The following is a 26,799-nucleotide window of genomic DNA, read 5'->3' as shown; positions in this document are numbered from 1 at the left end:
TCTCCTTAATAGGAGGAAATATGGAAAAATCGCAAGATATTTACAGTAATCTAAAATTTAAGAGTTGGTTTAATCAAGTATTAGCTGTAGGAGGAATATTAGGATTCTGCTACTTTGTTTTATATGGGTTCTGTTTCTTAGTTGATATGTAAATATTATACAACTACACTAGTGAAGTCTTGCCTACAGAGGTAAGACTCTTTTATTGTACTCGAGATGAACAAACTACATACAATAGTTCTCAGGTTCTTCAGATTACTCTGTATGGTTCCTTGTTCCTCTATGTTCTAACCATTATCTCCTATCATTGAAAGTACATAAACTTCTATTTGAAAACTTCCATTTATATTGGAAACACAATTGTATTGATACAAAATATCTTTTTACTAGATACATATTAAAAAGACAAGCATAAGTTGGATTACGTTTTGGTACAATCTTTTTATCTTTGAAAAGGACTTAAATCTTATTAATAGATTTGAGTCCTTTTGTATGTGTTAATATATACATATAAATATAATATATTAAAAATAATTTAAATGCAAGAATACTAGTAAGGGAACCGCCAGCACTTCGGAAAAAACAAGCTAAGCCAAAAAATACAATAAGTTGCCCATATGGACAGCTTATTTACATAATTTTCTTTATTGGAAGTACACTTAAGACCATCTTCAACTTAATAGGAGTCTAATATCTCAAGTTTCTTAGCTAATCCCCAACTATTTAGACCTAAAGATGCATAAATATTGTAATCAAAATAATTCCCGTTTATCAATGTTTCCTATAACTCTTTAATATCCTCATAGAATATAGGCCAACCTTGCATTAAGATATTTTTCATATATTTCTTACTACAAATATAGACGGTATTATCCTTGTTGCAGTTTTAATTTTAATTAAGTCTATTGTAATTACACAAATTGAAATATCTATTCAATTTCAAAAATAGTACAGGGAATGTATATAAAAAGATCACTTGTCTTGGAAACAAGTGATCTTTTTATTAGATAAACCGCTACTTGCTAACAGCAGGTAATTGTTATCCTATTCATATGTTCAATAGATATTATAACACATTTTTTAGTTATATAGACGGAATAGTTCCTAATGAAATGAGACCAAAAATATTTCAAAATGTACCATTAATTATTTAGTATTTTAAAAATGCAATTTTGAATCTTTCGAAGCACTAAATCAGGTAGATTTTAATATACGTCTGCAGCAGGATCTAACAATTGAGTCCTAGTAATTAATGCTGGTAACATAACAAAAAGAGTCCTGATTGAAACGAACTCTTTTATGAGTTTTTACAAAAGTAAACTTTGAAACACATAATTCCATTTCTATTATTTTACCACTTGTACAGATACTGGTTTCCACCCCTGATTCTCTACCCAATCAATATCAACCTTATATTTTTTGTTACTTTGCTTATCCCGCACATTACTGTAGGCTTTATTATTACCATTATTCCCAATAAAATCGAAAATCAATTGGCTCTCTGGAACATCAACAGCATAAGAAATTGCTTTTTTCATCTCATTCCAATCTACTGTCCCTTCTTTAAATTTCATTTCAGGTTTAGCCCCTTGCTTTGTACCAATTGGCTTCCAAGAAGGATTAGTTTGAGAACCCTTTTCTTGAGATACCGATTTTTCTGCTTTTTGTTTCTCTTCTAACTGTGCTGCTTCTTTCTCTTCACGTTTCTTCTCTTCTAACTGTGCTGCTTCTTTCTCTTCACGTTTCTTCTCTTCTAACTGTGCCGCTTCTTTCTCTTCACGTTTCTTCTCTTCTAACTGTGCCGCTTCTTTCTCTTCACGTTTCTTCTCCTCTAACTGTGTCGCTTCTTTTTCTTCACGTTTCTTCTCCTCTAACTGTACTGCTTTCTTTTCTTGAGCAATTGCTTTATTTGATGTATTAGAAGAGGTAAACAACTGGTATGTCACTATACCAACTGTCACTAATATTAAAGTAAATGCAATATTAAAAATTGCCTTTTGACGACGATTCTGTTGTTTTTCTTGAAATCTGCTTACTTGTCCCATTCTTCAAACCTCCGTGTTTACTTACTCCTCTACTCTTTATGTATTATCCCTATAATTCTTAATATTTTTATTAAATAATAGAAATACACTACACTTTCCATACAGGATTTCATATCACAATAAAATTTGTGTTTTTTCAAGCATCTGACATATGTTATTCAAAATAGTTTAATACATTAAAAATTGATAAGTTTCTGCACTTAAACAACTTTCAATTTTATTCAAAGTTGATTCCAATTACGTCCACATTAGATCTCCTGTAGAAAGCTTTTTAACAATTAAACCTCTTCTTCCCTTATTTATAATTTTTAAATTAAATTTCCCTCTATAGTATAATAAAGATGTTTCGTTTTCTAACGGGGTATGTCGTAAAATCAAAAGGGATTTTATCTCTTTTACCTTCTTTTCAGAGTAAATTTTACCACTAGGAAATTCTATTATTCCTAATGTAATCTTTAATTCGCTCTCATCAAAAGGCCACTCATTATTAAGTTCCCTTATCTTTTGTATAAAGCTTCTTTTGGTTTGTCCTATATAGAGCAATGTTACAGTCTTAGCATATACTCTAGAGATTGCAAATATCCCCTTCTTAGAAGCTTCTTCCCTATTATAAAAATCATTTATACTATACATTCCATACCATTTAATATGTACTGTTTCTATGAATCACACCTCATTTTTAGATAATATTATAATTTCTGAATGTTCAAATTATAATGAGTACATAGTCCTGATTACTTGAATTATAAATTGTGCTTTTCAATAATACATTTTATTATTACTAATTTCAATAATGCAGAAAAAATACAATATTATAGTTTAATTACAAAACTATCTAAAAACAAATTGAAGTCGTACCAAATATTTTATTTTTTTCAATGTTTAGTGCGCGGATGGCACCGATAAAAGCGCCCCCTTTTACCCCGCCTCCTTCAAATACTAAATTACGAAATGGATATGTCATTATATACCTCCAGTAGAGAAATTTTAGATCTGTTATAGTATCGGAAGTATATTGAAATATATTCCAAATAATATTAAGAACGTTTCATGCTACGCGATACGTATGGCGGATTTATCTTTATTCAATGGATGAATTGTTTGAAAGAGAAGGAATTTGCTTGGAATGGTAATGTAAGATAGGAAATAAGAAACGGAGCGCATCTTTGGGTGCTCTTACCCTAAGTATACCTGAGTCTATTTGTTTCCTTCCCGAAAGAGATAAATAGTTTTGTTCCCATTCATGAAATAGTACAATGTATGCACAATTACATATCTAATTAATTGCTTTTAGTGTTATATTTTAATAGCGATGAATGCTATTATTTCATAAGTTGTCAACAAGCGTTATGTATGAGAAAAGGGAAGGGGCCAAATAGGACCATTCCTTTTTCTACCAATTAACTAAATTACTCTCTGGTAAAAATTTAAAAAGCGATGCAAATAAGTTGCATCACTTTTTTAGATAAATAAGGGAAGTAACTCTTACGATTCAATGAGTCTTTTTTCCTGCCTTTGAAAAGTTCGTTTAGGCTTCAATGCCCTTATTCAATGATATTTCAGCAATTCCTTTATTTTTCATATTTAATATTTTGTTCCTTAGCCATGAATATACTTAGAAAACCTCTAAAAACTATTTGATAATCTTTTAGAATCTAACTTTCTTATAATACTCTTTGCTATTTCTTCAATATTTTCATTTAGAAAGAAATGATTACCTTCAAAAGAATGAAGAGTACACGTTTTACTTGTATATTGCTCCCATATTATTACTTGATCATATGTAGTAAATTCATCATTTTCCCCATTAAATATAAGAAAATCAATATCACATGGTTGTATATTATTGTCATGAATATATGTCTCGACAATTTTAAAATCTGCTCTTAGAATTGGGAGAAAAATCTCCATTAATTCTTCTGATTGAAGTACCCCGGACGGTGTACCTCCCATTGCAATAACTTCTCTTTTAAATTGCTCATTAGAAAGATTATGTCGGATATTTTTTATTTTACTATTTGGATGATTTCTACCGGACAAAACAAGAAATTCAGGCGATACGTTTTTAGAATCTTTTATTTTTCTGGCTACTTCATAGGCGATCAAACTTCCCATGCTATGCCCGAATAGAATGTAGGGCGAATCATCTATCTGCATAACTATTTTATTGTAGACATCATTTACTGCCTCTTCCATACTTTGGTACAAGTTTTCTTCAATTCTATATCCTCTACCAGCTAACTCTATCGGGACTACCTCAATATATGGATTAAAGTGATTTTTCCATTTTGCGTAACTAAACGCAGATCCCCCAGCATGTGGAAAGCAAAAAAGTTTAGTCTTCTGCATTGATTTTCTCCTTACTTTCAAATTTGCATATATTTTGGCAAATTGAATAAATGTCTTTAATTATTATCTCTTGCGGAAATTCATCCCTTGTTGCACAAGCAGATATCTTATAATTTGGCTCAATGTTATATTGTCTAAAGTAAAAGTTTTGAGGTATATACTTATATGAAATTAAAGTTCGTGACTCTTTTTTTATAGAGAATGAATTTAACGGGATATAAAGCCCTTTTCCAATCGTTTTTATATAACTTTCTTTTAATGTCCATAAATCATAAAAATAATTAATTTGTTCATCAGAATTTATATTAGATATATCATAAAATTCTTCCTCTGAAAAAAATTCATTTGCTAATTTAAGAGCCTCTATTTCTGAAACCTTTTCTATATCAATACCCACATTAAAATTAGCAGTAGTACAAACCACCCATTCTCCTGAATGTGACAGATTAAAATGAAAGTCAGAAAAATTTTCAACAAAAGGTTTTCCATACTCATTATATATAAATCTAATTTCTTCATTATTAATTTTATACTTTTGGCAGATTAGAGATCGGATTAGTAAATCCCCTATCAGGGTCCTATTAATGTCGCATGAGTTTAATAAACGCTTCATTCGTTCTTTCTTCTCATTTGAAACCAAGTTACTAAGTTGCTTAAACAAATGACTTTCAATATTCTTTGGTATTTTCACAGCTTGAATGTGTATGATAAATCACTTCCTTTTTTAAAGGATGGCTTCATATATGTGCTTTACATAAATTCAAATTAACTTTATTAAATTGCAAATACAATAGAGAAGGTGCATATTTACATATCAATGAAAATATACACCTTTCCTCAGTAATGTCATCAAAGCATTAGCTTTCATTACAAAAAATGGGTATCATTTATATTATTCTATGAGCAACTCATATAGGCTTCTATGTCTCTATCAATTAATTTTTGCATTATCCTCTTAAAAAGTAATACTCTTGATATATTCATTATTGCCTACACTTTATTTGCAGTTATTGGGCTGCCCTTTTCGTTCATAGCGTTGCATCTTTTGCACTCTCTACTTTTCAGTTAATGAAAGGGATGTTTCTTTTATTCCTTCAAATTCATTTAATAGATACTTAGCTATCTTTTCAACTGCGGGGAAGTCTACTATTTCTTCATGTGATCCAGGGACAGAATACTTATTTACTCTTCCTTTTAATAAAGGTCCCCAATCTGTAAACAACTCTTTTCCTTCCTCAGCACTAAAGTAGATAACTTCTCCAAAGTATGGTATCAAATCATTCTCTGCCATTAAGTTCAGGCATTTCCTATGAGCATTAATAACTTGCTTCAAATTCATAAGATCTGCATCAGGCGGGAGTACTCCTTCCATAATTAATCGCTCCACAAGCATATCTTGCTTATGGACGAGGCCTCCTTCCTGCTCTGTTAAACCTACAGGAATGAAATGCTGAGAGATATATGAGAGCATATCCTCCCTTGTTTTATGATCCTGCTCTGAAGGTACTTTAGTATCCATAAGTACCAACAATTCAACTTCCTCTCCTTGATTTCTTAGTACAGTTGCGATTTTATAAGCAATTGCACCGCCTAAAGACCATCCTCCAAGACGATATGGGCCCTCTGGCTGAACACTTTTTATTTCTTCAATGTAAAGTTGAATTAGTTCCGGCAAGGTCGAGTCGTCAATCTCTCTCTTTTCTATGAGAGGATTCTGTAAACCATAAAATGAACAGTGATTCTTAAGCAATCTTGCTAGTTGAATGTAACAAAATACATTCCCCATAAACGGATGAACGCAGAAGAAAGGTATTTTCTCTGATTCTTGTAGTGGTACCAGCGCTGATACAGATTTTGTCATATCATGCTTATCACGAATAAGGCATGCGATTCCTTCCAATGTTGGATTCTTAATCAATGTAGACACCTTAATCTCTTTTCCAAACTTCTCCCTAATTTTTGAAACTAATTTGATTACAAGGAGAGAGTGTCCCCCTCTATTAAAGAAATCATCATTTACATAGACATCTTCTATCTGTAACACATCCTGCCAGATTTTAACCAACTGATATTCAATTTCATCCCTTGGAATGATTGGTGTAGAGAAGTTATTTTCTCTTGGAATAGTTAAACTGTTCAATGCCTTCCGATCAACTTTTCCATTCATTGTAAGAGGAATCTCGTCTACCTCAATAAAGTGTGCGGGAACCATATAATTCGGTACTTGTGTCTTGAGATATTCACGCCATTCATGCATACTTCCAGCTCCAACTACATAAGCAACCAATCTCTGTTCTCCTAATTTATCCTCTGTTACCAAAACTACTGCTTCTTTTACCAATGGATGACTCTCTAGATTCGCTTCAATCTCTTCAAGTTCAATACGGAAGCCCCGAATTTTCACTTGATTATCAATTCTTCTCAAGTAATCTAAATTACCATCAGGTAAATAACGAACCAAATCTCCTGTACGATATAAACGCTCTTCTTCATTAAATGGATGACGAATGAATCGCTCTGCTGTTAATTCTGGACGATTCAAGTATCCTCTCGCTATACCTGCACCACCAATATATAGCTCACCTGTTACACCAACTGGAACAGGCAACCCATTTCTATCCAATACATAAGTTTGAACGTTCGGCAATGGACGTCCAATTGTAACTCGCTTACTATCTGTTTGGATATGATAACACGTTGTATCAACCGTACATTCTGTAGGACCGTATACGTTATAAAAATCAATTTTTTCAGTCTCTACTAGCTGTTCCCATAATGATGGCATGATTGCTTCACCACCGACCAATATCTTACTTGGTACATGAACATCAGCACTTGTTTCTAGCAATCCTCCATCTATAAGTAATTGAAGTAATGAAGGTGTCATATCAAACATTTCCAATTTATTCTCCCTAATATAGGACACAAATTGTTCCGGATTAGTGCGAACTTCACTTGGGATAATATATACACTTGAACCATGAAGCAGCATTTGTAATTGCTGAATAGATACATCAAAGGCAATTGACGCATTTAAACCGACGCGCATATTACCAGGTATCTCATGTGAGAAAACTTCTTTTTGTAAACCATATGATAGGTTTATTACAGAATGGTGCTGTACTAAAGCACCCTTTGGATTCCCTGTCGAACCGGAAGTGTAGATAACATACGCTAAGTTTTCCCCTGTTGCCTCACATATCGGCGAAAGTTTGCTTTCTCGAGAAATCATTGCTTGGTCCCTATCTAAGCAAACTGTCTTGATTTCTTTAGGTATCCAGCCTACTAATACCTCATTTGTAACCAATACTTGAATTTCTGTGTCTTCTAAAATATATCGCAGGCGGCTTTCCGGATTCGATGGATCCAATGGAACATAGGCTGCTCCAGCCTTCCAAATTCCCATGAGACCAACAACCATCTCAACTGAACGCTCAAAACAGAGACCAACCAATGACTCTGTCCCAATTCCACATTTCTGTAGATGATGGGCCAATTGATTAGCTCTTTCATTCAGCTCACGATATGTTAGTTGCTGTTTTTCATCTACCACTGCCACCGCGTCAGGCGTACGATTTACTTGCTCTTCGAATAGTTGATGAATCACATTCTCACGTGGATAGGATATAGCATTATCATTCCATTCTTCTAATAGTTGCCTTTGTTCAGCTTCCGTAATATATACCAGCTCCGATAGAGTTTGATCAATGTTTTTGAGCATTTGCATCAACACTTGGTGTAAATGACCCAACACTCGTTCAATAGTTATTCTATTAAACTTACTACAGTCATACATTAACTTTAACGATAACTGGGTTCCTGGAACTACAGCCAACCCTAATGGGTAGTGGGTTTGCTCTACTCCTTCCAATTCACCAATTTCTAGATTTTCTGAAGACTCCTCTTTCACTGGATAATTTTCAAACACATATAAACTATTAAACAACGGTGTTCCTCTAGGAACTTCACTCCATCCCTGAATTTCTGTTAAAGAAGCATACTCATATTGTCTTCTTTCTATCTCTTCCTCTTGTATCTTATGCAACCAATCCATTACTTTTATATCATCCATCAAATGAATTCGCGTCGGTGACGTTGTAATGAAAGGACCTACGATGTTTTCAACATCAATAATCTCCGTAGAACGCCCTGAGCTTGTTACACCAAAGACAATGTCATTTTCTCCACTATACCGGCTCATGAGATATGCCCATGCACCTTGAATTACTGTACTCAAAGTAAGTTTATTGCGTTTCGCCCATCCTTGTAACGCTTGAGTCTGCTCTTCTGATAAATAGGTAACCTTTTCTGTATAACCTTTTTCTTCCTCTTTACTTTCTAAGCCCAGCAAAGTTGGTAAAGTAAAACCTTTAAGCTTTTCTCTCCAGAATTGTTCCGCCTGCTCCTTATCTTGTTCTCTGAGCCATTGGATATATTTCTTATATGGTGAGGGTTTAGGTAACTTTACAGCTTCTCCATTCATTCTCTTCTGATAGACTGTAAGTAATTCATTAAAGACCAATGGTAAACTCCATCCATCCAGTAAAATATGGTGATGGGTCCAAACAATCCGATATTCTTCCTCACCTTCTTGAATGACCGTTACCCGCATCAATGGCGCTTCATCAAATTGGAAGGCTTGTTTTCGATCTAATGCCAAAAAGACTTTCCTTTTTTCCTCTATCTCTTTAGTTGTCATTGTACGCCAGTCTTCTTTGTTCACTTTAAATGGGATATTTTCATACACCACTTGTAATGGTTCTTCAATTTCGTCCCAAACAAATGCTGTACGAAAAATTTCATGCCGCTGAATTACAGATTTCCACGCCTGCTCAAAAGTAGGAATATCCATTTTCCCTTTAATCATAAAACTTAATTGCACTATATACGGTGCAACATGTTCATTCCCTTGGTCATGCAATGTGTGGAAAATCATACCTTCTTGCAAAGGTGATAGTGGATATAAATCAGTAATCTGATTGTTCTTTCCACGATTCATTTTGTTTAGTACATTTGTCAAACCTACTTGGTTAAGATTAGCCATTGCAAAATCCGAAATGGTCAGTGCAGATTCTCTATCTGAAGGTTGAATCAATCTGCTCAGTTGATATAGCATATTCTGTGCAATACTTTGAATCGTTGATTTGGCGAATTGTCCAACATTGTATACCCAAGTGAACTGAAGTTTTCCATTCGTTACAACCCCAATTACATCAATTACATGCGATCGCTTGGAACCGGCAGCATGATCTAAACGCTTAAATTCGTTCTCCGGCATAAACATTGCATCGCTAGAAAACATTTGATCAAATTGTCCAAGATAGTTAAAACTAATAGACGGTGTATGTTGAGAGCTCAATTGCTCACACATTGTTGCGTTCATGTAACGCAACACCCCATAATCAACACCCTTATTAGGAATTTTGCGAACTTGTTCTTTAACTGCTTTTAATGCTGCAATTGGCGTATTAGCACTAGTAATATTTAAATGAACTGGGTAAATACTTGTAAACCATCCCACGGTTCTCGATAAATCAACATCTTCAATAATCTCTTCTCGACCATGTCCCTCTAAATCTACGCTTAGTATCGGTTGCCCCTTACATGCTGCTGTAGCTTGTACCAATGCTGCTAATAATACTTCATTGATTTGGACACGGTGAGTGCTTAAAGTCTCTTGCAATAACATACGGGTCTCATTCTCATTTAACACCACAGTAATTTCCTCAGTTACTGCGCTTACTGGATTACTTATAGTACCATCTACTGGCAGTATAACTACGTCTTGTTCAGCCTGCTGCTCCCAGTAATGTAGCACTTCTTTTGATATTCCAGTTTCAGCGTAATGTTGTAATTTCTCCGACCATTCTTTAAAAGATGTACTCTTCATAGGTAATTGAATTTTTTGCCCTTGGACTGCTTGCGTATATGCTGTTTGCAAATCTTCCAATAAAATTCGCCAAGAAACACCATCCACGGCTAAGTGATGAATTGTCCAAAATAATCGGCCAGTCTTCTCACCTTCATCAAAATACACCATTCTCATTAAAGGACCATCATGTAAATTCAATCTTTCTTGTGCAACATTAATCTCTTTTTGAATAACTCCATGCCAATCCGCTTCCGGCACTTCGTCTAATGAAATGACAGTCAGCATCAATTGTTCTTCAATTCCTTCATTCCACTGTACCCAAGTCCCATTAGGTAAACGTTCATATCTTAAACGCAGGGCATCATGGTGAAGTAGAAGGTTACGCGCTGCCTTTTCCAGTGATCCTATGTCCAATTTTTCTTTCGTTTTAAAGAACATGGATTGATTCCAATGATGTGGGTTAGGATGATTTTGTGCAAAAAACCTTTGCTGAATAGGTGTAAGTATTGTCTCTCCAGTTATAATTCCTTGTTCAGCTTGTACACCTTGTTCTTCTTTAACTACTTGCGCCAACTCAGCAATCGTTTGGTGTTCAAATAGTTGTTTTGGTGTCAACTGTAAACCAGCTTGCTTCGCACGAGAGACAATCTGAATGCTTAGAATTGAATCTCCACCAATTTCAAAAAAGTTATCATAAATACCAATACGTTTTGAACCTAGCACACGTTCCCAAATGATAGAAAGCTTATGTTCACGTTCATTTCTTGGGGCCGCGTACCCTTCTTGTGTTCCTTGATAATCTGGTATAGGTAACGATTTCCGATCAACCTTTCCATTTATGGTTAGCGGTAATTCTTTCATTTCGACAAAGTAGGAAGGTATCATATGGATTGGTAGTTTTATTTTAAGATACTCACGCCATTCTTCTAAACTGCCCTCGCCCACTATATAAGCTACTAACCTCTTATCTCCCGACTGATTTTCCCTAACTATTACAACTGCCTCTTTTATTAAGTCATGCTCCTGTAAAGTCGACTCAATCTCCCCAAGTTCGATTCGAAATCCTCTAATCTTCACTTGATTATCCATTCTTCCTAAATAGTCTATATTACCATCAGAAAGATATCTTACGAGATCGCCTGTTCTATATAATCTCTCGCCTTCTTTGAATGGATGAGAAATAAATCGTTCGGATGTTAACTCTGGACGATTTAAGTATCCCTTCGCTAGACCCGCTCCTCCGATATAAAGTTCACCCATCACACCAACTGGAACTGGCAACCCATTTCTATCTAATACATAAGTTTGAACGTTAGGCAACGGACGCCCAATCGTTACTCTCTCACTATCTTTTTTGATATGATAGCATGTTGCATCAACCGTACATTCTGTAGGACCATATACATTATAAAACTCAATTTTATCAGTCTCTACTAGCTGTTCCCATAATGACGGCATAATCGCTTCGCCGCCAACCAATACCTTACTTGGAACATGAACACCATCGTACGTTTCTAACAATCCGGCATCTATAAGTAATTGAAGCATTGAAGGTGTTATATCAAAGATTGCTAACTTGTTCTCCCTAATATAAGCTACAAACTGTTCCGGATCACTTCGTACTTCATTCGGAATAATATACAAACTTGAACCATACAACAGCATTTGTAATTGCTGGATAGATGCATCAAAGGCAATTGACGCATTTAAACCGACATGCATGTTAGATGGTATCTCATGTTCGAAAACCTCTTTTTGTAAACCATGCGACAAGTTTAGTACAGAATGATGCTGTATCAAGACACCCTTTGGATTCCCCGTTGATCCTGAAGTATAAATAACATACGCTAAGTTTTCTCCTGTTACTTCACATTTTGGTGAAAGAATGCTTTCTTGTGAAATCATTGCTTGATCCCTATCTAGACAAACTATCTTGATTTCTTTAGGTATCCAGTCTTCCAATGATTCGTTCGTAAGTAATACTTGAATTCTAGTGTCCTCCAAAATATATCGTAGGCGACTTTCTGGATATGATGGGTCTAATGGAACATAGGCTGCTCCAGCCTTCCAAATCCCCATAATACTAACAATCATCTCAACTGAACGCTCAAAGCAAAGTCCAACCAATGATTCATTCCCAATTCCGCATTGCTGAAGATAGTGGGCCAATTGATTAGCTTTTTCATTCAGCTCTCGATATGTTAACTGCTGTTTTTCATCTACCACTGCCACCGCGTCAGGTGTACGATTTACTTGCTCTTCAAATAGCTGATGAATCGCACTTTCCTGTGGATATGCTGCGGCATTACTATTCCACTCTTCTAACTGTTTTTGCTGTAATCCTGATAGTATAGGCAACTTAGCTAATGATTTATCAGGATTCTCCACGATTACATTCAACCAGTTTCCAAAATGTTCGGCCATAGATTCAATAGTTACACTGTCAAATAAATCAGTCCTATAAACAAAAGTAAGCAATAAACCGTCTTCCACTTCTGCAGCAGTTAAACTTAAATCAAACTTAGCGATTGGAGCGTTGCTCTCTATTACTTCTATATTTCGTCCATATAGTTCTGGTAGCTCCTGTCCCGTATTTTGCAAAGTAAACATGGTTTGGAAAATCGGGGAATGGCTTGTATTTCGTTCAGGTTGGATAACCTCTACAATTTTCTCAAATGGAACATCTTGATACTCATACGCCTTCAATGCTTTTATCCGCACTTGAGACAACAACTCTTGAAATACCGGTGCATTACTTAAATCAGCCCGATAAACCAATGTGTTGACAAAGAAACCAATCAGCCCCTCAATTTCTCGATAATTTCGATTTGCAATTGGGCTGCCAACAATAATATCCGTTTGTCCCGTATAACGGGCAAGGAAACTTTGATACGATGCCAATAAGGTCATGAAAAGCGTGGCCCCTTCTTGACGACTTAGTTCGTTTAATTTATCCAGTAATGAACGTGACAACAGCACATTATGAGTTAATCCATGGTGGGTTTGCACTGGCGGACGCGGACGATCCATTGGCAACATTAAGACTGGTAACTCACCAGATAATTCTTCCTTCCAATATGCAAGCTGTTGATTTAGTACTTCATCTTTCAACCATCCTCTTTGCCACTGAGCAAAATCGGCATATTGAACTGGTAGTGGTTCCAGCTCTGCTTGTTTTTCACCAACCGCATTCTCATAAAATGTCATCCATTCTTGAAGCAAGATTTCCATCGACCATCCATCTGAGATAATATGATGCATATTACACAGAAGAACCCATTCTTCTTCTGAAATTCTTATGATTTGTCCACGGAACAATGGCCCTTGTTCTAAATCAAATGGAGATTCAACTTCAGTTTGAATCCATTGCTCCAACTTTCTTTCTCTCTCCTCTAATGAAAGCTTAGTTAGGTCCATTTGCGGAAGAGGACGGAAAATATAAGGTTGAATCTGCTGCACAGGATGACCTTCCTCTTCATGAAATACCGTCCGCAAAGATTCATGACGCTCTATCAACTGATTCCATCCCAACTCCAATGCTTCAGGTAACCAATTCCCTGTAAGGCGGCATACCATTGGCATATTATAAAGTGCACTATTAGGTTCAAACTGATCAATAAACCATAAGCGCTGTTGGGCATATGACAGCGGAATATTATTTCCTCGTTCCATCGGCATCAATGGTGGAATTTCTCGTTTTTCACTCCCCTTACGCAACTGATCCATTCGTTTCGATAGTGCCTCGACCGTTGGATATTCGAACAATTCACGTACAGGTAATTTGATTTGAAAAACTTCTTGTAAGCGCGAGACCACTTGTGTAGCAAGTAGAGAGTGACCACCAAGCTCAAAGAAAGAATCCTGAACACCAATTTCTTTTATTCCTAGCACTTGACTCCACACTGAAGCGATAAGTTCTTCCAGCGGAGTTCGTGGGTATACAGTATTTTCGGCGGATTGTTCACTAAGTATAGGCAATGCCTTCAAATCAAGTTTTCCATTCGGTGTAAGTGGTAAAAATTCCATCTCAATAAAGTTTGTTGGAACCATGTAATTTGGTAAATGTGTTTGTAGATGTTCTCGCCATTCATGTACACTTCCTTCACCAACTACATAAGCTACTAATCTCTTGTCACCTTGATTATCCTCTCGTACCAATACAACTGCTTCTTTCACAGAAGAATGTGCCTGCAAAACAGCTTCTATTTCTCCCAATTCAATCCGGAAACCACGAATTTTCACTTGGTCATCTATACGTCCATGGAACTGGAGATTACCATCAGAAAGATAACTTGCTTTGTCTCCTGTATAATAGAGACGTTCTCCTGACTTGAAAGGATTTGGAATAAATTTTTCCTTTGTAAGATCCGGACGATTAGCATATCCACGTGCAAGACTCTTCCCTCCAATATAGAGATCTCCAATTACACCAATTGGTACTAGCTGAAGATGAGAATCTAACACATAAACTTCTGTATTCGCAATCGGTCGACCAATCGATGGCGTACCTGTTGTCACTCCTACAGGTACATAACAATCTGTGGTAACAACGGTATTTTCCGATGGACCATACTGATTAATTACCGCAAAAGGAATATCGTTAGATGGATACTGCGTTAATTGATCCCCACCAGTAATGATAAAACGAAGATCCGTTTTATCTGGCCAAGATAATTTCAAGAGCCTTTCCAAAATAGGCGTAGGTGCAAAGCTAGCTGTTATTCGTGAATCAATGAGCCAGTCCCTTAGTGCTTCTGGATTAATTCTCAGTTCCTCTGTTGACAAGTAGAGTGTTGCGCCAGCAGTTAGATACGGCCAAATCTCCTGGACAGCCGAATCAAAAGCAACCCCTGCAATCTGAGTCGCACGATCCTCTGCTGAAATATGATAAACTTCCTGATGCCAAGAAACCATATTCATTAATGAGCGATGTTCAACCATGACGCCCTTCGGTTTTCCTGTAGAACCAGAGGTATAGACAATATAAGCTAAGTTCTCTGGATTTATTTGACGTGTAGGTGCGATTACGCTTTCCACCGTTAATTCTTCTAACCTCACCATTTCGACGTGTGCGAAATGTCCTTCTTGCCCTTCCGCCGTCACTACAAATTGAATTCCTGCATCTTCAATCATGTATTCTAACCTTGATTTTGGATACAACGGATCTAAAACGACATAAGCTCCACCAGCTTTTAAAATGCCTAGTAAACTTGCCATCAGCTCAGCTGACCTCGGAAGATAAACTCCTACCACTGACTCTGGGGCTACTCCCTTTCGCTGTAAAACATTTGCCAACTGATTTGCTTGTGTATCCAGTTCACCATAAGTCCACTGTTTTGTTTGATCAACTACCGCAATCGCATCAGGATGCCTTGCTACTTGCTCCTCAAATCTGTCGCAAACAAGACCCTGATGAGACATTTCCATTACAGTGTCATTCCATGTTTCTAATAACAAAGTACGCTCGGGTTCTGATAGCATGCTTAGGTCATGCAACGGATTTTGTGGGCGATGAGAAACTTCATGTAGCCATTTCTCAAAGTGTCCTGCCATCCGTTCAATAGTAGTAGCATTGAATAAATCCTTATTGTACTCAAAAGTAAAAAGTAATCCCTCTTCCGTCTCAGCTGCCATTACACTTAAATCAAACTTTGCAATTGGACTATGGCTTTCTATCATTTCAATACTTCTACTAGATAACACCGGAAACTCTTGTTTCATATTTTGCAAGATGAACATAGTCTGGAAGATTGGCGAATGACTTGTACTTCGCTCCGGTTGCACAACTTCTACAATTTTTTCAAATGGAATATCTTGATATTCATACGCCTTCAATGCCTTTTGACGAACCTGATACAGTACATCTTGAAATGTCGGTCTACCACTCAAATTAGCTCGATAAACCAGTGTGTTAACGAAGAAACCAATTAGTCCTTCAATTTCTCTATAATTCCGATTCGCAATTGGGCTTCCGACCAGAATATCTTCTTGTCCCGTATAACGAGATAGAAAACTTTGATATGCAGCTAAAAGCGTCATGAAGAGTGTAGCCCCTTCTTTTCGACTAAGTTCATTCAATTTATCATGTAGCGTGCTTGGCAGAACCAGAGTGTATGTCGACCCGTGATGTGTTTGTATTGCGGGACGCGGGCGATCCATAGGAAGTTGGAGTACAGGAAGCTCCCCAGACAATTCTTCCCTCCAATATTGGAGTTGTTGATTAAGCACCTCCTCCTTTAGCCATCCTTTTTGCCACTGAGCAAAGTCAGCATATTGAACCGGTAATGGTTCAAGTTCCGCTACCTTTCCATCCGTTGCTTTCTCATAAAATGCCATCCATTCTTCAAGTAGGATTCCCATTGACCATCCATCTGAAATGATATGATGTAGAGTACAAAGGAGTATCCATTCTTCCTCTCCCACGTGCAAAATACTTGTCCTGATTAATGGACCCTCTGTTAAATCAAATGGCACTTCTGTTTCTTGTTGAATTAAACGTTTAACTTCTTCTTCTTGATCTTCAGAAGAAAGCATAGTTAAATCCGTTTTCGGAATTGATTGAAAAGCATACGGTTCAATTTGCTGTACGGGTTGACCGTTCACTTCGTGAAAGACTGTCCGCAGTGATTCATGACGTTCTATTAGTTGATTCCATCCCGTTTCCAATGCTTCAAGTAGCCAATTCCCTGTAAGGCGGCATACCATTGGCATATTGTAAAGGGCACTATTAGGTGTAAATTGATCAATAAACCATAAGCGTTGTTGGGCATAAGATAGTGGAATAGCTTCTCCCCGTTTCATTGGTATTAGTGGCGGAATCTCTCGTTTTTTATCTCCTTTACGTAACTGATCTAATCGCTTTGCCAGTGACTCCACCGTTGTATATTCAAATAGTTCACGTACTGGTAATTCGATTTGAAAAATTCCCTGTAAACGTGACACTATTTGAGTAGCTAGTAGTGAATGACCACCAATTTCAAAAAAGGAATCCTGAACACTAATATTTTTTATTCCTAACACTTGGCTCCAAACGGAAACGATAAGCTCCTCCACTGGTGTTCGTGATGAAGTAATATCTTCACTTACGAACTGTTCTTCTAATTCTAGTAAGGCTTTCCGATTCACCTTACCATTTGGAGTGAGTGGCATACCTTCAATTTGGAAAAAGTATGCTGGAACCATATAATGTGGCAGTTGCTTCTTGAGATATTCACGCCACTCTCCAGTATCCCCTTCGCCCACTACATAAGCTACTAACTGCTTATCTCCTGGTCGATCTTCCTTCACCAACACGACTGCTTCTTTTACAGATGAGTGATCATGTAAAGCTGCTTCAATTTCTCCCAATTCAATTCGGAATCCTCTAATTTTGACTTGGTTATCTATTCTTCCAATATATTCTAAGTTACGATCATTCATATATCTCACCAAGTCACCCGTTCGATATAATCGTTCCCCGTCCTTAAAGGGATGCGGAATAAAACGTTCAGTAGTTAAATCTGGTCGATTGAAGTAGCCACGTGCCAATCCTACTCCTCCAAGGTAAAGTTCCCCTGCCACACCAATCGGGACCACTTGTTGATATTGATCTAACACATACAACTCTGTATTATCAATCGGACGACCAATCGGAATAAGTATTGGTTCTTTTTCTAAATCACAATCATAATAAGTCACATCCACAGTCGCTTCAGTAGGACCATACAAGTTAATTAACTTTGTTTGCTGAACATTGTAAAAGATCCCCTTAAACCGGCGAACCTGCTCAGTGTTTAACGCTTCTCCACTAGTAAAAACTTGAATTAAAGACGATACATCCCTTTTCGAATTATATAGTTCCATATAATCTAAGAAAGTAGATAACATCGACGGAACAAAGTGCATGGTGGACACACGATATCGTTCAATATACTCCTCAATGACCGCAGGATCTTTCTCTCCTCCTGGTGGAAGTAAACAAACACGTGCTCCTACAAATGACCACCAAAATAATTCCCAGACAGAAACATCAAACGAAAACGGTGTCTTTTGTAAGATTGTATCGTCCTCGGACAATGGGTATTTTTTCTGCATCCACTGTAGGCGATTGATAACGGAATGATGTTCAATCATTACCCCCTTTGGATTTCCCGTCGAACCTGAAGTGTATATAATATAGGCTAAGTTATTTGCTGTTACTCCACTCACCGGAGCTAAATTACTCTCTTTAGAAATCATTACTTGATCCCGGTCTAAACAAATTGCTTGAATATCTTTAGGTAACCAGTCCTGTAGTGCCTCTTTTGTTAACAGCACTTGAATTTGTGAATTCTCCAAAATGTATCTCAGGCGGTTTTCGGGATAACTTGGGTCCAGTGGGACATAAGCCCCACCTGCTTTCATAATCCCAAAGAGACCAATAATCATATCAGGAGAACGTTCAATACATATACCGACTAATGATTCAGGTCCGATACCTCGTTTTTGTAGAAAATGTGCCAATTGATTCGATTTTTCATTCAGTTCTTGATACGTTAGCTTTCCACCCTCATAAACTACCGCCACTGCATTAGGCGTACGTGCAACTTGCTGCTCAAATAGCTCATGAATCATACAATCATGACCATAAACTACGTCCGTATCATTCCATTCTTCTAGGAGTTGTTTCTGCTCAGTATCCGATAGCATTGAAAGCTTTGTATATGATTCATCTGGATGATACGTGATTTCATTTAGCCAGTTCTCAAAATGTACTGCCATACGTGCAATGGTACTACTATCAAATAAATCCGTGTTGTATTCAAACGAGACAAATAGACCTTCTTCCACTTCATAGGCAGTTAAGCTCAAATCAAATTTAGCAATAGACATATTACTTTCTACCATTTCAATACTTCTACCAGAAAAATCTAGTCGTTCTTGTTTTATATTCTGTAGTGTAAACATGGTCTGAAATATAGGGGAATGACTTATGCTTCGTTCAGGTTGCACAGCTTCTACCACTTTTTCAAATGGTATATCTTGATATTCGTAAGCTTTTAACGCCTTTTTCTTTGTTTGGTTCAAAATCTCTCGAAAAGTAGGGGTGCCACTCAAATCTGAACGGTAAACCAACGTATTAACAAAGAAACCAATTAATCCTTCTACTCCCTTATGGTTCCGATTTGCAATCGGACTACCAACTAGAATATCTTTTTGTCCCGTATAACGAGCAAGAAAGCTCTGGTATGCGGCCATTAAAGTCATAAATAAAGTAGATCCTTCCTGTCGACTTATATCCTTCAATTGACTGAGCAATTTATAAGGAAAAATCACATGATGCGTAGCCCCAGAGTAAGTCTGCTTAACCGGTCGAGGTCGATCCACTGGCAGTTGTAAGATAGGAAGCTCACCAGACAATTCTTCCTGCCAATACGTAAGCTGACGATTTAGCACATCACCTTGCAACCACTCCTTTTGCCACTTCGCAAAGTCTGCATATTGAATAGATAGTGAACTTAATTTAGCAGGATTTCCGCCCGTTTCTTCTTCATAGAAAGCAAGTAATTCATTCATGAATATACCAATGGACCAAGCATCAGAAATAATATGATGCATCGTACACAGTAATAACCATTCATCCTTCTCTAATTGAACAAGCTGATTACGAATTAAAGGACCATTCATTAAATCAAATGGTTCTTGCGCTTCTCTCGCAATTAAACTATCTACCTCTTTTTCTTTTACTTCTAGAGGAAGTTGAGAGTAATCTCTTACAGGTAATGCTCTAGGAAGGAATTCGACAATTTGTTGCACAGGCTGTTCTCCTATTTCTTTAAAAACAGTTCGTAGTGATTCATGACGTTCAATGAGTCGATTGAATCCCTTCTCTAATGCTTCAGGTATCCAATTTCCTTTTAGATGCCATACTGTTGGAATATTATATAAAGAACTGTTTGGGTTAAATCTGTCCATAAACCACAAACGTTGTTGTGCATAAGACAACGGGAGTGCTTCTTTATTCTCCTTTTTTTGCATTTGCTTCTGAAGCCATGCTCTCTTCTCAGGAGAAAGTGAACTCAGCTTTGCAAGTAAATCACTTCTCATTTTTTTACCCCTTCCTCAATCAAATTACTCTCGAATATCCCTTGTGCTTCTTCCTCTGATAGCTCTTCTAATTGCTTAAGCAGTTCTAGTAATTCTTCATCATTACTGACTTCTGCTTCTTTTTGAATATAGTCTTGAAGACTTACATTCTCCTTACTATCATTCTGCATTTCTTGATTTTTGTTATAGAGCAATTGATCAATCTGTTCCGCCAATTGCTGCACCGTATGAAACATAAATAAATCATGCAATGGTATCTCGATTCCAAAAGCCTCTTTAAGATTGGAAACAGCTTGCGTAGCGAGTAGTGAATGGCCACCAATTTCAAAAAACGAATCTTGAATTCCGATGTTTTCCATACCTAAAACTTCATGCCATATCGAAACGATTGTTTTTTCCGTAGACGTACGAGGAGCAATATAACCACTTGCTATCTCCTGTCTCTCTGGTGCTGGTAAGGCCTTCCTATCAATTTTCCCATTAGGAGTGAGTGGAAATGCATTTAATCCAACAAAATAGGCTGGAATCATATAATTTGGTAGTTGATCCTTGAGATAATCACGCCACTTTTGAGCATCCCCATCTCCTACAACATAGGCAATCAAACGTGGATCGCCAGGATAATCTTCCCGCACCATCACAATAGCTTCGTTAACTAATGTATACCTTTGTAATGCCGCTTCAATTTCTCCTAGTTCAATCCGGAACCCACGAATTTTTACTTGATGATCGATACGTCCAACATACTCCAAATTTCCATCTGGTAAATACCTTACTAGATCTCCAGTCCGGTATACTCGATCTCCTTCTTTAAACGGATGCGATATAAAACGATTTTGCGTTAAGTCAGGGCGGTTTAAATATCCACGTGCTAACCCTGATCCACCAATGTATAGCTCACCAACTACACCAATTGGAACCATTTTTTGTTCGGCACTCAGTACATATACTTCTGTATTGAATATTGGTTTACCAATTGGTGGTACCCTATGCATGACACCCTTTTCCAATTCCATATACGTGGAATACGTAGTATCTTCGGACGGTCCATATAAGTTGTACACCTTTTCAATCGTACTTCTCTCGTATAAATCTTGAACAAGCGAATATGGCAATGGTTCTCCAGCCAAATTCATCACCTTTACCGAAGAAGGTATTGTTTTTGTTCGAACCAGTTCCTTCGCTGCTGATGGCACAGTATTAACCAAAGTTACACCTTTGGAAGACAACTTCTCTAGATGTAAAGCATTTTCAGTGACAATCACCTTACCACCCATCGTTAAGGGAACAAATACTTCAAAAACGGATAAATCAAAAGATAGCGAAGTTGAAGCTAATACTCCCGCTAATTCCTTTCGAGAATACGTGTGATGCGCCCAATGAATCATTGTTACTGTATTCCTGTGCTCAATCATTACTCCCTTTGGATTTCCAGTGGAACCTGAAGTATAGATAATATAGGCTAAGTTATCGGCCGTCACTTCACTCATACATACCGTAGTTACTTCTTGTTCTATTTCTGCTCGATTACCATCAATACAAATCACGTCAACGAATTTAGGTATAACCATTTTTTGTTGTAACTTTTCCTGTGTCACCAGTACCTTTATTTGAGCATCTTCTAAAATGTACTGCAGTCGACTTTCCGGATACGCTGGATCAATTGGGACATATGCTCCTCCCGCCTTCATAATTCCTAAGAGACCGACAATCATCTCGGATGAACGTGTAACGCAAATCCCAACCAATGATTCGCATGTTACACCATTTTTTTGTAAATAATGTGCCAACTGATTCGAGCGTTCGTCCAACTCTCGATATGTTAGTTCTTCATCTTCGCACACTACTGCAATTGCTTCTGGTGTTTTTTCCACTTGTTCTTCAAACATTGTATGAATCGTGCTTTCTTCCATATCTATAACACCCGATTTATTCCATTCCTCTAATAGTTGCTTATATTCTACTTTCGATAACATATTCAGTTCTGATAATACACATTTTGGATGAGAGACAATTTGATTTAACCAATGTTTAAAATGACTTGCCATCCGTTCAATGGTTGTATCATTAAACAAATCAGTATTATATTCAAAGGTTAGTGATAATCCTTCTTCCGTCTCAGAAGCAAATAAACTCAAATCAAATTTGGCAACAGAAGCATGGCTTTCCATGAGTTCCATTTGTCTTTCAGATAGCTGAACAAACTCTTGTTTCGTATTCTGTAAAGTAAACATAGTTTGGAATATTGGTGAATGACTTGTATTCCGTTCAGGTTTTACGGATTCTACCACTTTCTCAAATGGGATGTCCTGATACTCGTATGCTTTTAGCGCTTTTTTTCTTACCTGCGACAAAAGTTCTTGGAACGTCGGATTTTCACTGAAATCAGCTCGATAAACCAACGTGTTTGCAAAGAATCCTATTAATCCCTCAATCTCTTTCACATTTCGATTAGCGATTGGGCTTCCAACTATAATGTCGTCCTGTCCTGTATAACGAGAAAGGAAGCTTTGATACGCTGCCATCAATGTCATAAATAAAGTGCATCCTTCTTGCAGACTTAAATCTTTGAGCTTTTCCTGTAGGGAATTCGCCACTATTAAGGACTGACTTGCACCACGATGGGTTTGAACTGCAGGTCTAGGACGATCCATCGGTAATTGTAAAACCGGTAGTTCTCCAGATAATTCTTCCTTCCAATATTGAAGGTGCTGATTCAAATTCTCTTCTTTTTGCCATTCCTTCTGCCACATGACAAAATCTGCATATTGGATAGATAACTCCTTCAATTCCGCCAGTTTGCCGCTTAATGCTCCTTCATAAAAAGCCATCCATTCTTCAAGTAAGATTCCCATTGACCATCCATCTGAAATAATATGATGCATCGTACAAATGAGAATCCATTCTTCCCTGTCCACTTTCAATAATCGTGTTCGAATCAGAGGACCTTGTCCAAAATGAAATGGTTCCTCCGCTTCGTTTTGAATGAGGCGTTTCATTTCTCTTTCCCTATCTTCCAAAGAGAGATCTGTTAGATTCGTTTGAGGAATATGTCTGAATACATGAGATTGAACTTGTTGAAAAGGTTCACCCTCTTGTTCTAGAATTGTCGTCCTTAATGATTCATGACGCTCCAACAATTGATTCCATCCGACCTCCAATGCTTCAATTGACCATTCACCTGTTAAGCGACACGCTGCATGGATATTGTACATAGCACTATTTGGCATTAATTGATTAATAAACCATAGACGTTTCTGCGCATAGGAAAGTGGGATAACTTCTTCTCGTTTCATAGGTACAAGGGGAGCAACCTCTCGTTTTTTATCTTCTTTTCGTAACTGATCCACTCGTTTCGCCAATGCTTCCACTGTATCGTGCTTGAAAAGTTCACGTAATGGAATTTTAATTTGGAACAGTTCTTGCAATCGAGAGACGATTTGAGTAGCAAGTAGTGAGTGCCCACCACGTTCAAAGAAGGAATCCTGAATGCCAATATTTTCTGTTCCTAACACTTGACTCCAAACCGAGGCAATAAGCTCTTCCGATGGCGTCCGAGGTAGCACATTTAAATCTTCAATAGCTTGCTCATCAGGTGCTGGCAAGGCCTTTCGGTCAATTTTCCCATTCGGAGTAAGCGGGAAGTGTTCTAACTCTATAAAGTGCGCTGGAATCATATGATTCGGTAATTGGTTTTGTAAATACTCTCTCCACTCTTGGGTATTTCCATCGCTTATTACATATGCAACCAATCGTTGATCACCTGGACGATCTTCTCTAACTAATACGACAGCCTCTTTAATAAACGAACATTTTTCTAAAGTTGCTTCAATTTCTCCTAATTCAATCCTAAAACCACGCATTTTGACTTGATGATCCATTCTACCTATAAATTCTATATTTCCATCAGTTAGATATCTTACTGAATCTCCTGTTCGATATAGTCGTTCCCCCAATCGAAATGGGTGCGAAATGAATTTTTCAGCAGTAAGATTCTGACGATTTAAGTATCCACGCGCTAAACCAGCACCACCAATATATAACTCACCCTCAGTTCCTATTGATTGCAAGCGTTGATTTTGGTCTAATACATATAATTGCGTGTTCTGTATTGGCTGCCCAATAGAAACAAATTCTTGATTAGGCTGAATATCAAATGCATTCACATAAATAGTGGCTTCAGTTGGTCCATAAAAGTTGGTTAATTTCACTTGTCCACTATAATTCCATTTCTGTTGAAATCGTCTAACTAACCCTGAACTTAGTTCTTCTCCACCAGAAAATACATGGCGTACAGAGGAACAATTCATGTTCAATTCAATATGATTGAAGTGATCTAAGAAAACAGATAACATCGAAGGTACAAATTGAACTATAGTAACCTGATGTTGTTTAATAACTTCAGCTATAATAGAAGGATCTTTTTCTCCACCTGGAGGTAAGAAAGATACACTTGCACCAACATGAATGCCCCAAAACAATTCCCAAACAGAGACATCAAATGAGAATGGCGTTTTCTGTAAGACCACATCCTTTTCAGAAAGCGGATATTTATGTTGCATCCATTCTAGATAATTAATTACTGAATGATGCTCAATCATTACTCCCTTTGGATTCCCTGTAGATCCTGAAGTATACATAACATACGCTAAATTTTCTCCTGTTACACCACTTATACATGGGGTTGATTCTTCTTTTTCAATTGCAGTGTAATCTTTATTCATACAAATCGTTTCGATATTTTCAGATACAAACAAGTTTTTAGAATTCTCTTCCGTCACTAGTACTTCGATTCCAGCATCCTCTAATATATATCGAAGCCGACTCTCTGGATAAGTAGGGTCAAGTGGAACATACGCTGCTCCTGATTTTAGAATACCTAATAACGCTATCATCATTTGTAATGAACGTTCCATATATACACCAACTAGAGACTCTGGGCCTACACCATGCTTTTGTAAATAATGAGCTAGCTGATTTGCACGCTCCTCCAACTCTTTATAGGTAATTTGTTCATTTTCGTAACTAGCCGCGATTGCTTCCGGCGTTTTTTTAACTTGCTCCTCAAACATCGTATGAACCATGCCTTCAGCCGAATAATTAACTTGAGTATGATTCCATTCCTCTAGTAACTGTATCTGTTCTTCTTCTGTTAAATGATTAATTTCAAATAGTTTTGAATCTAGGCTCTTCGTCATCTGAATTAATATTTGCAATAAGTGATTCTGAATCCGATTTATTGTTTCTTCATTAAAAAAGCTTCGATCATACATCAACTTTAAAATAATTTTCTTACCGGGCATTACAATGAGTGTTAAAGGATAATTTGTTTGTTCTGTGCTTTTAACATCTAGTAATCTTAAATCATCATTTCTCTCACCTTGAATTGGATAATTTTCAAACACATACAAGGTATGAAATAAGGAACTATTTCGCGGAACCTCACTCCAGCCTTGAATATCTATCAATGAATTATACTCATACTGTCTTCGTTCCATTTCTTTCATTTGTATTTTACGAAGCCAATCTACTACTGATGTATTATCCGTTAATCGAATTCTGGTAGGTAATGTGTTAATAAATAGCCCCACCATATTCTCTGCTCCCATTAAATCAGTAGGACGTCCAGCGCTAGTTACGCCAAATACGACGTCACTGTCACCGCTATACCTACTCATCAAATAAGCCCATGCACCTTGTACTAACGTATTCAATGTTAATCGACTATTTCGTACCCACTCTTGTAAATTCTCAGTGAGTTCCTCAGATACCTGATAAACGCACTCTCCATAGCCCTTCTCCTGCCCTTGATCCTTTCTTTCCATCGCTAATGGCGTAGGTGCATAGAACCCTTTTAATTCTTCTTTCCAAAATTCCTCTGCTTGACTTTGATCTTGTTTATTTATCCACTGGATATATTTTTTATAAGGAAGAGATTTAGGAAGATTCAACAATTCTCCCTTTATCATCTTGAGATAAACTTCCATCACTTCACTAAAGACCAATGAAACACTCCAACCATCTAGCAAAATATGATGATGTGTCCAAATAATTCTCGTTTCCCCTTCTGCTTCTTTAATCGCAGTAACTCTCATCAATGGTGCTTCATCCAATAAAAATCCTTTCCTACGATCTGCAGTCAAAAACTGGTGTAATTTCTTCTCCTTCTCCTCATGCGAATGGGTACTCCAATCCTCTTGATGAATAGTAAAAGGAAGACGTTCGTAAACTGCTTGTAGAGGTTTTTCTACTTCCTCCCAAACAAATACTGAGCGCAGAACCTCATGTCGTTGAATAACATATTCCCAAGCTTTTTCAAAAGTAGCAACATCCAATTGCCCCCTGAGCAAGAAACCTACTTGTACAATATAGGAAAAAGAATATTCATCATCTTGATCGTATAAAGTATGAAACAGTATTCCTTTTTGCAAAGGTGATAAACCATATATATCAATAACGTCTCCCATT

General features: G+C 37.1%; 7 protein-coding genes. All 7 read right to left on the bottom strand.

Annotated elements, in window-relative coordinates:
* Positions 1 to 1,346: 1,346 nt before the first annotated feature.
* Positions 1,347 to 2,045, bottom strand: coding sequence for a YrrS family protein (locus tag ACQVV1_RS15685; protein ID WP_431169072.1), 699 nt, complete (start codon positions 2,043 to 2,045; stop codon positions 1,347 to 1,349).
* A 237-nt stretch (positions 2,046 to 2,282) separates the two neighbouring features.
* Positions 2,283 to 2,678, bottom strand: a complete 396-nt coding sequence (locus tag ACQVV1_RS15680; protein WP_431169071.1) for a sodium:proton symporter — start codon at positions 2,676 to 2,678, stop codon at positions 2,283 to 2,285.
* Between the two features lie 202 nt (positions 2,679 to 2,880).
* Positions 2,881 to 3,009, bottom strand: coding sequence for a hypothetical protein (locus tag ACQVV1_RS15675; protein ID WP_431169177.1), 129 nt, complete (start codon positions 3,007 to 3,009; stop codon positions 2,881 to 2,883).
* A gap of 662 nt (positions 3,010 to 3,671) precedes the next feature.
* Complete coding sequence (locus ACQVV1_RS15670) at positions 3,672 to 4,394, bottom strand: thioesterase II family protein (protein WP_001172938.1); 723 nt, start codon at positions 4,392 to 4,394, stop codon at positions 3,672 to 3,674.
* Positions 4,381 to 5,085: a 4'-phosphopantetheinyl transferase family protein gene (locus ACQVV1_RS15665; protein ID WP_063224400.1), complete on the bottom strand. Its 705-nt coding sequence runs from the start codon at positions 5,083 to 5,085 to the stop codon at positions 4,381 to 4,383. Before ACQVV1_RS15665 ends, ACQVV1_RS15670 begins: the two co-directional genes overlap by 14 nt.
* A gap of 363 nt (positions 5,086 to 5,448) precedes the next feature.
* Positions 5,449 to 20,331: a non-ribosomal peptide synthetase gene (locus tag ACQVV1_RS15660; RefSeq protein WP_431169070.1), complete on the bottom strand. Its 14,883-nt coding sequence runs from the start codon at positions 20,329 to 20,331 to the stop codon at positions 5,449 to 5,451.
* A complete protein-coding gene (locus ACQVV1_RS15655; RefSeq protein WP_431169069.1) occupies positions 20,328 to 26,798 on the bottom strand; it encodes an amino acid adenylation domain-containing protein in 6,471 nt (2,156 codons plus the stop codon). Before ACQVV1_RS15655 ends, ACQVV1_RS15660 begins: the two co-directional genes overlap by 4 nt.
* Position 26,799: the final 1 nt, after the last annotated feature.

Origin of the sequence: Bacillus basilensis (assembly GCF_050630465.1) — a bacterium.
Lineage (GTDB): Bacteria > Bacillota > Bacilli > Bacillales > Bacillaceae_G > Bacillus_A > Bacillus_A basilensis.
This window is presented reverse-complemented; position numbering and strand designations above follow the sequence as displayed.

Bases quoted from the DNA above. Each gene is read 5' to 3' on its own strand.
- ACQVV1_RS15685 (WP_431169072.1), bottom strand. From the start codon at position 2,045: ATGGGACAAGTAAGCAGATTTCAAGAAAAACAACAGAATCGTCGTCAA.
- ACQVV1_RS15680 (WP_431169071.1), bottom strand. From the start codon at position 2,678: ATGTATAGTATAAATGATTTTTATAATAGGGAAGAAGCTTCTAAGAAG.
- ACQVV1_RS15675 (WP_431169177.1), bottom strand. From the start codon at position 3,009: ATGACATATCCATTTCGTAATTTAGTATTTGAAGGAGGCGGGGTAAAA.
- ACQVV1_RS15670 (WP_001172938.1), bottom strand. From the start codon at position 4,394: ATGCAGAAGACTAAACTTTTTTGCTTTCCACATGCTGGGGGATCTGCG.
- ACQVV1_RS15660 (WP_431169070.1), bottom strand. From the start codon at position 20,331: ATGAGAAGTGATTTACTTGCAAAGCTGAGTTCACTTTCTCCTGAGAAG.
- ACQVV1_RS15655 (WP_431169069.1), bottom strand. From the start codon at position 26,798: ATGGGAGACGTTATTGATATATATGGTTTATCACCTTTGCAAAAAGGA.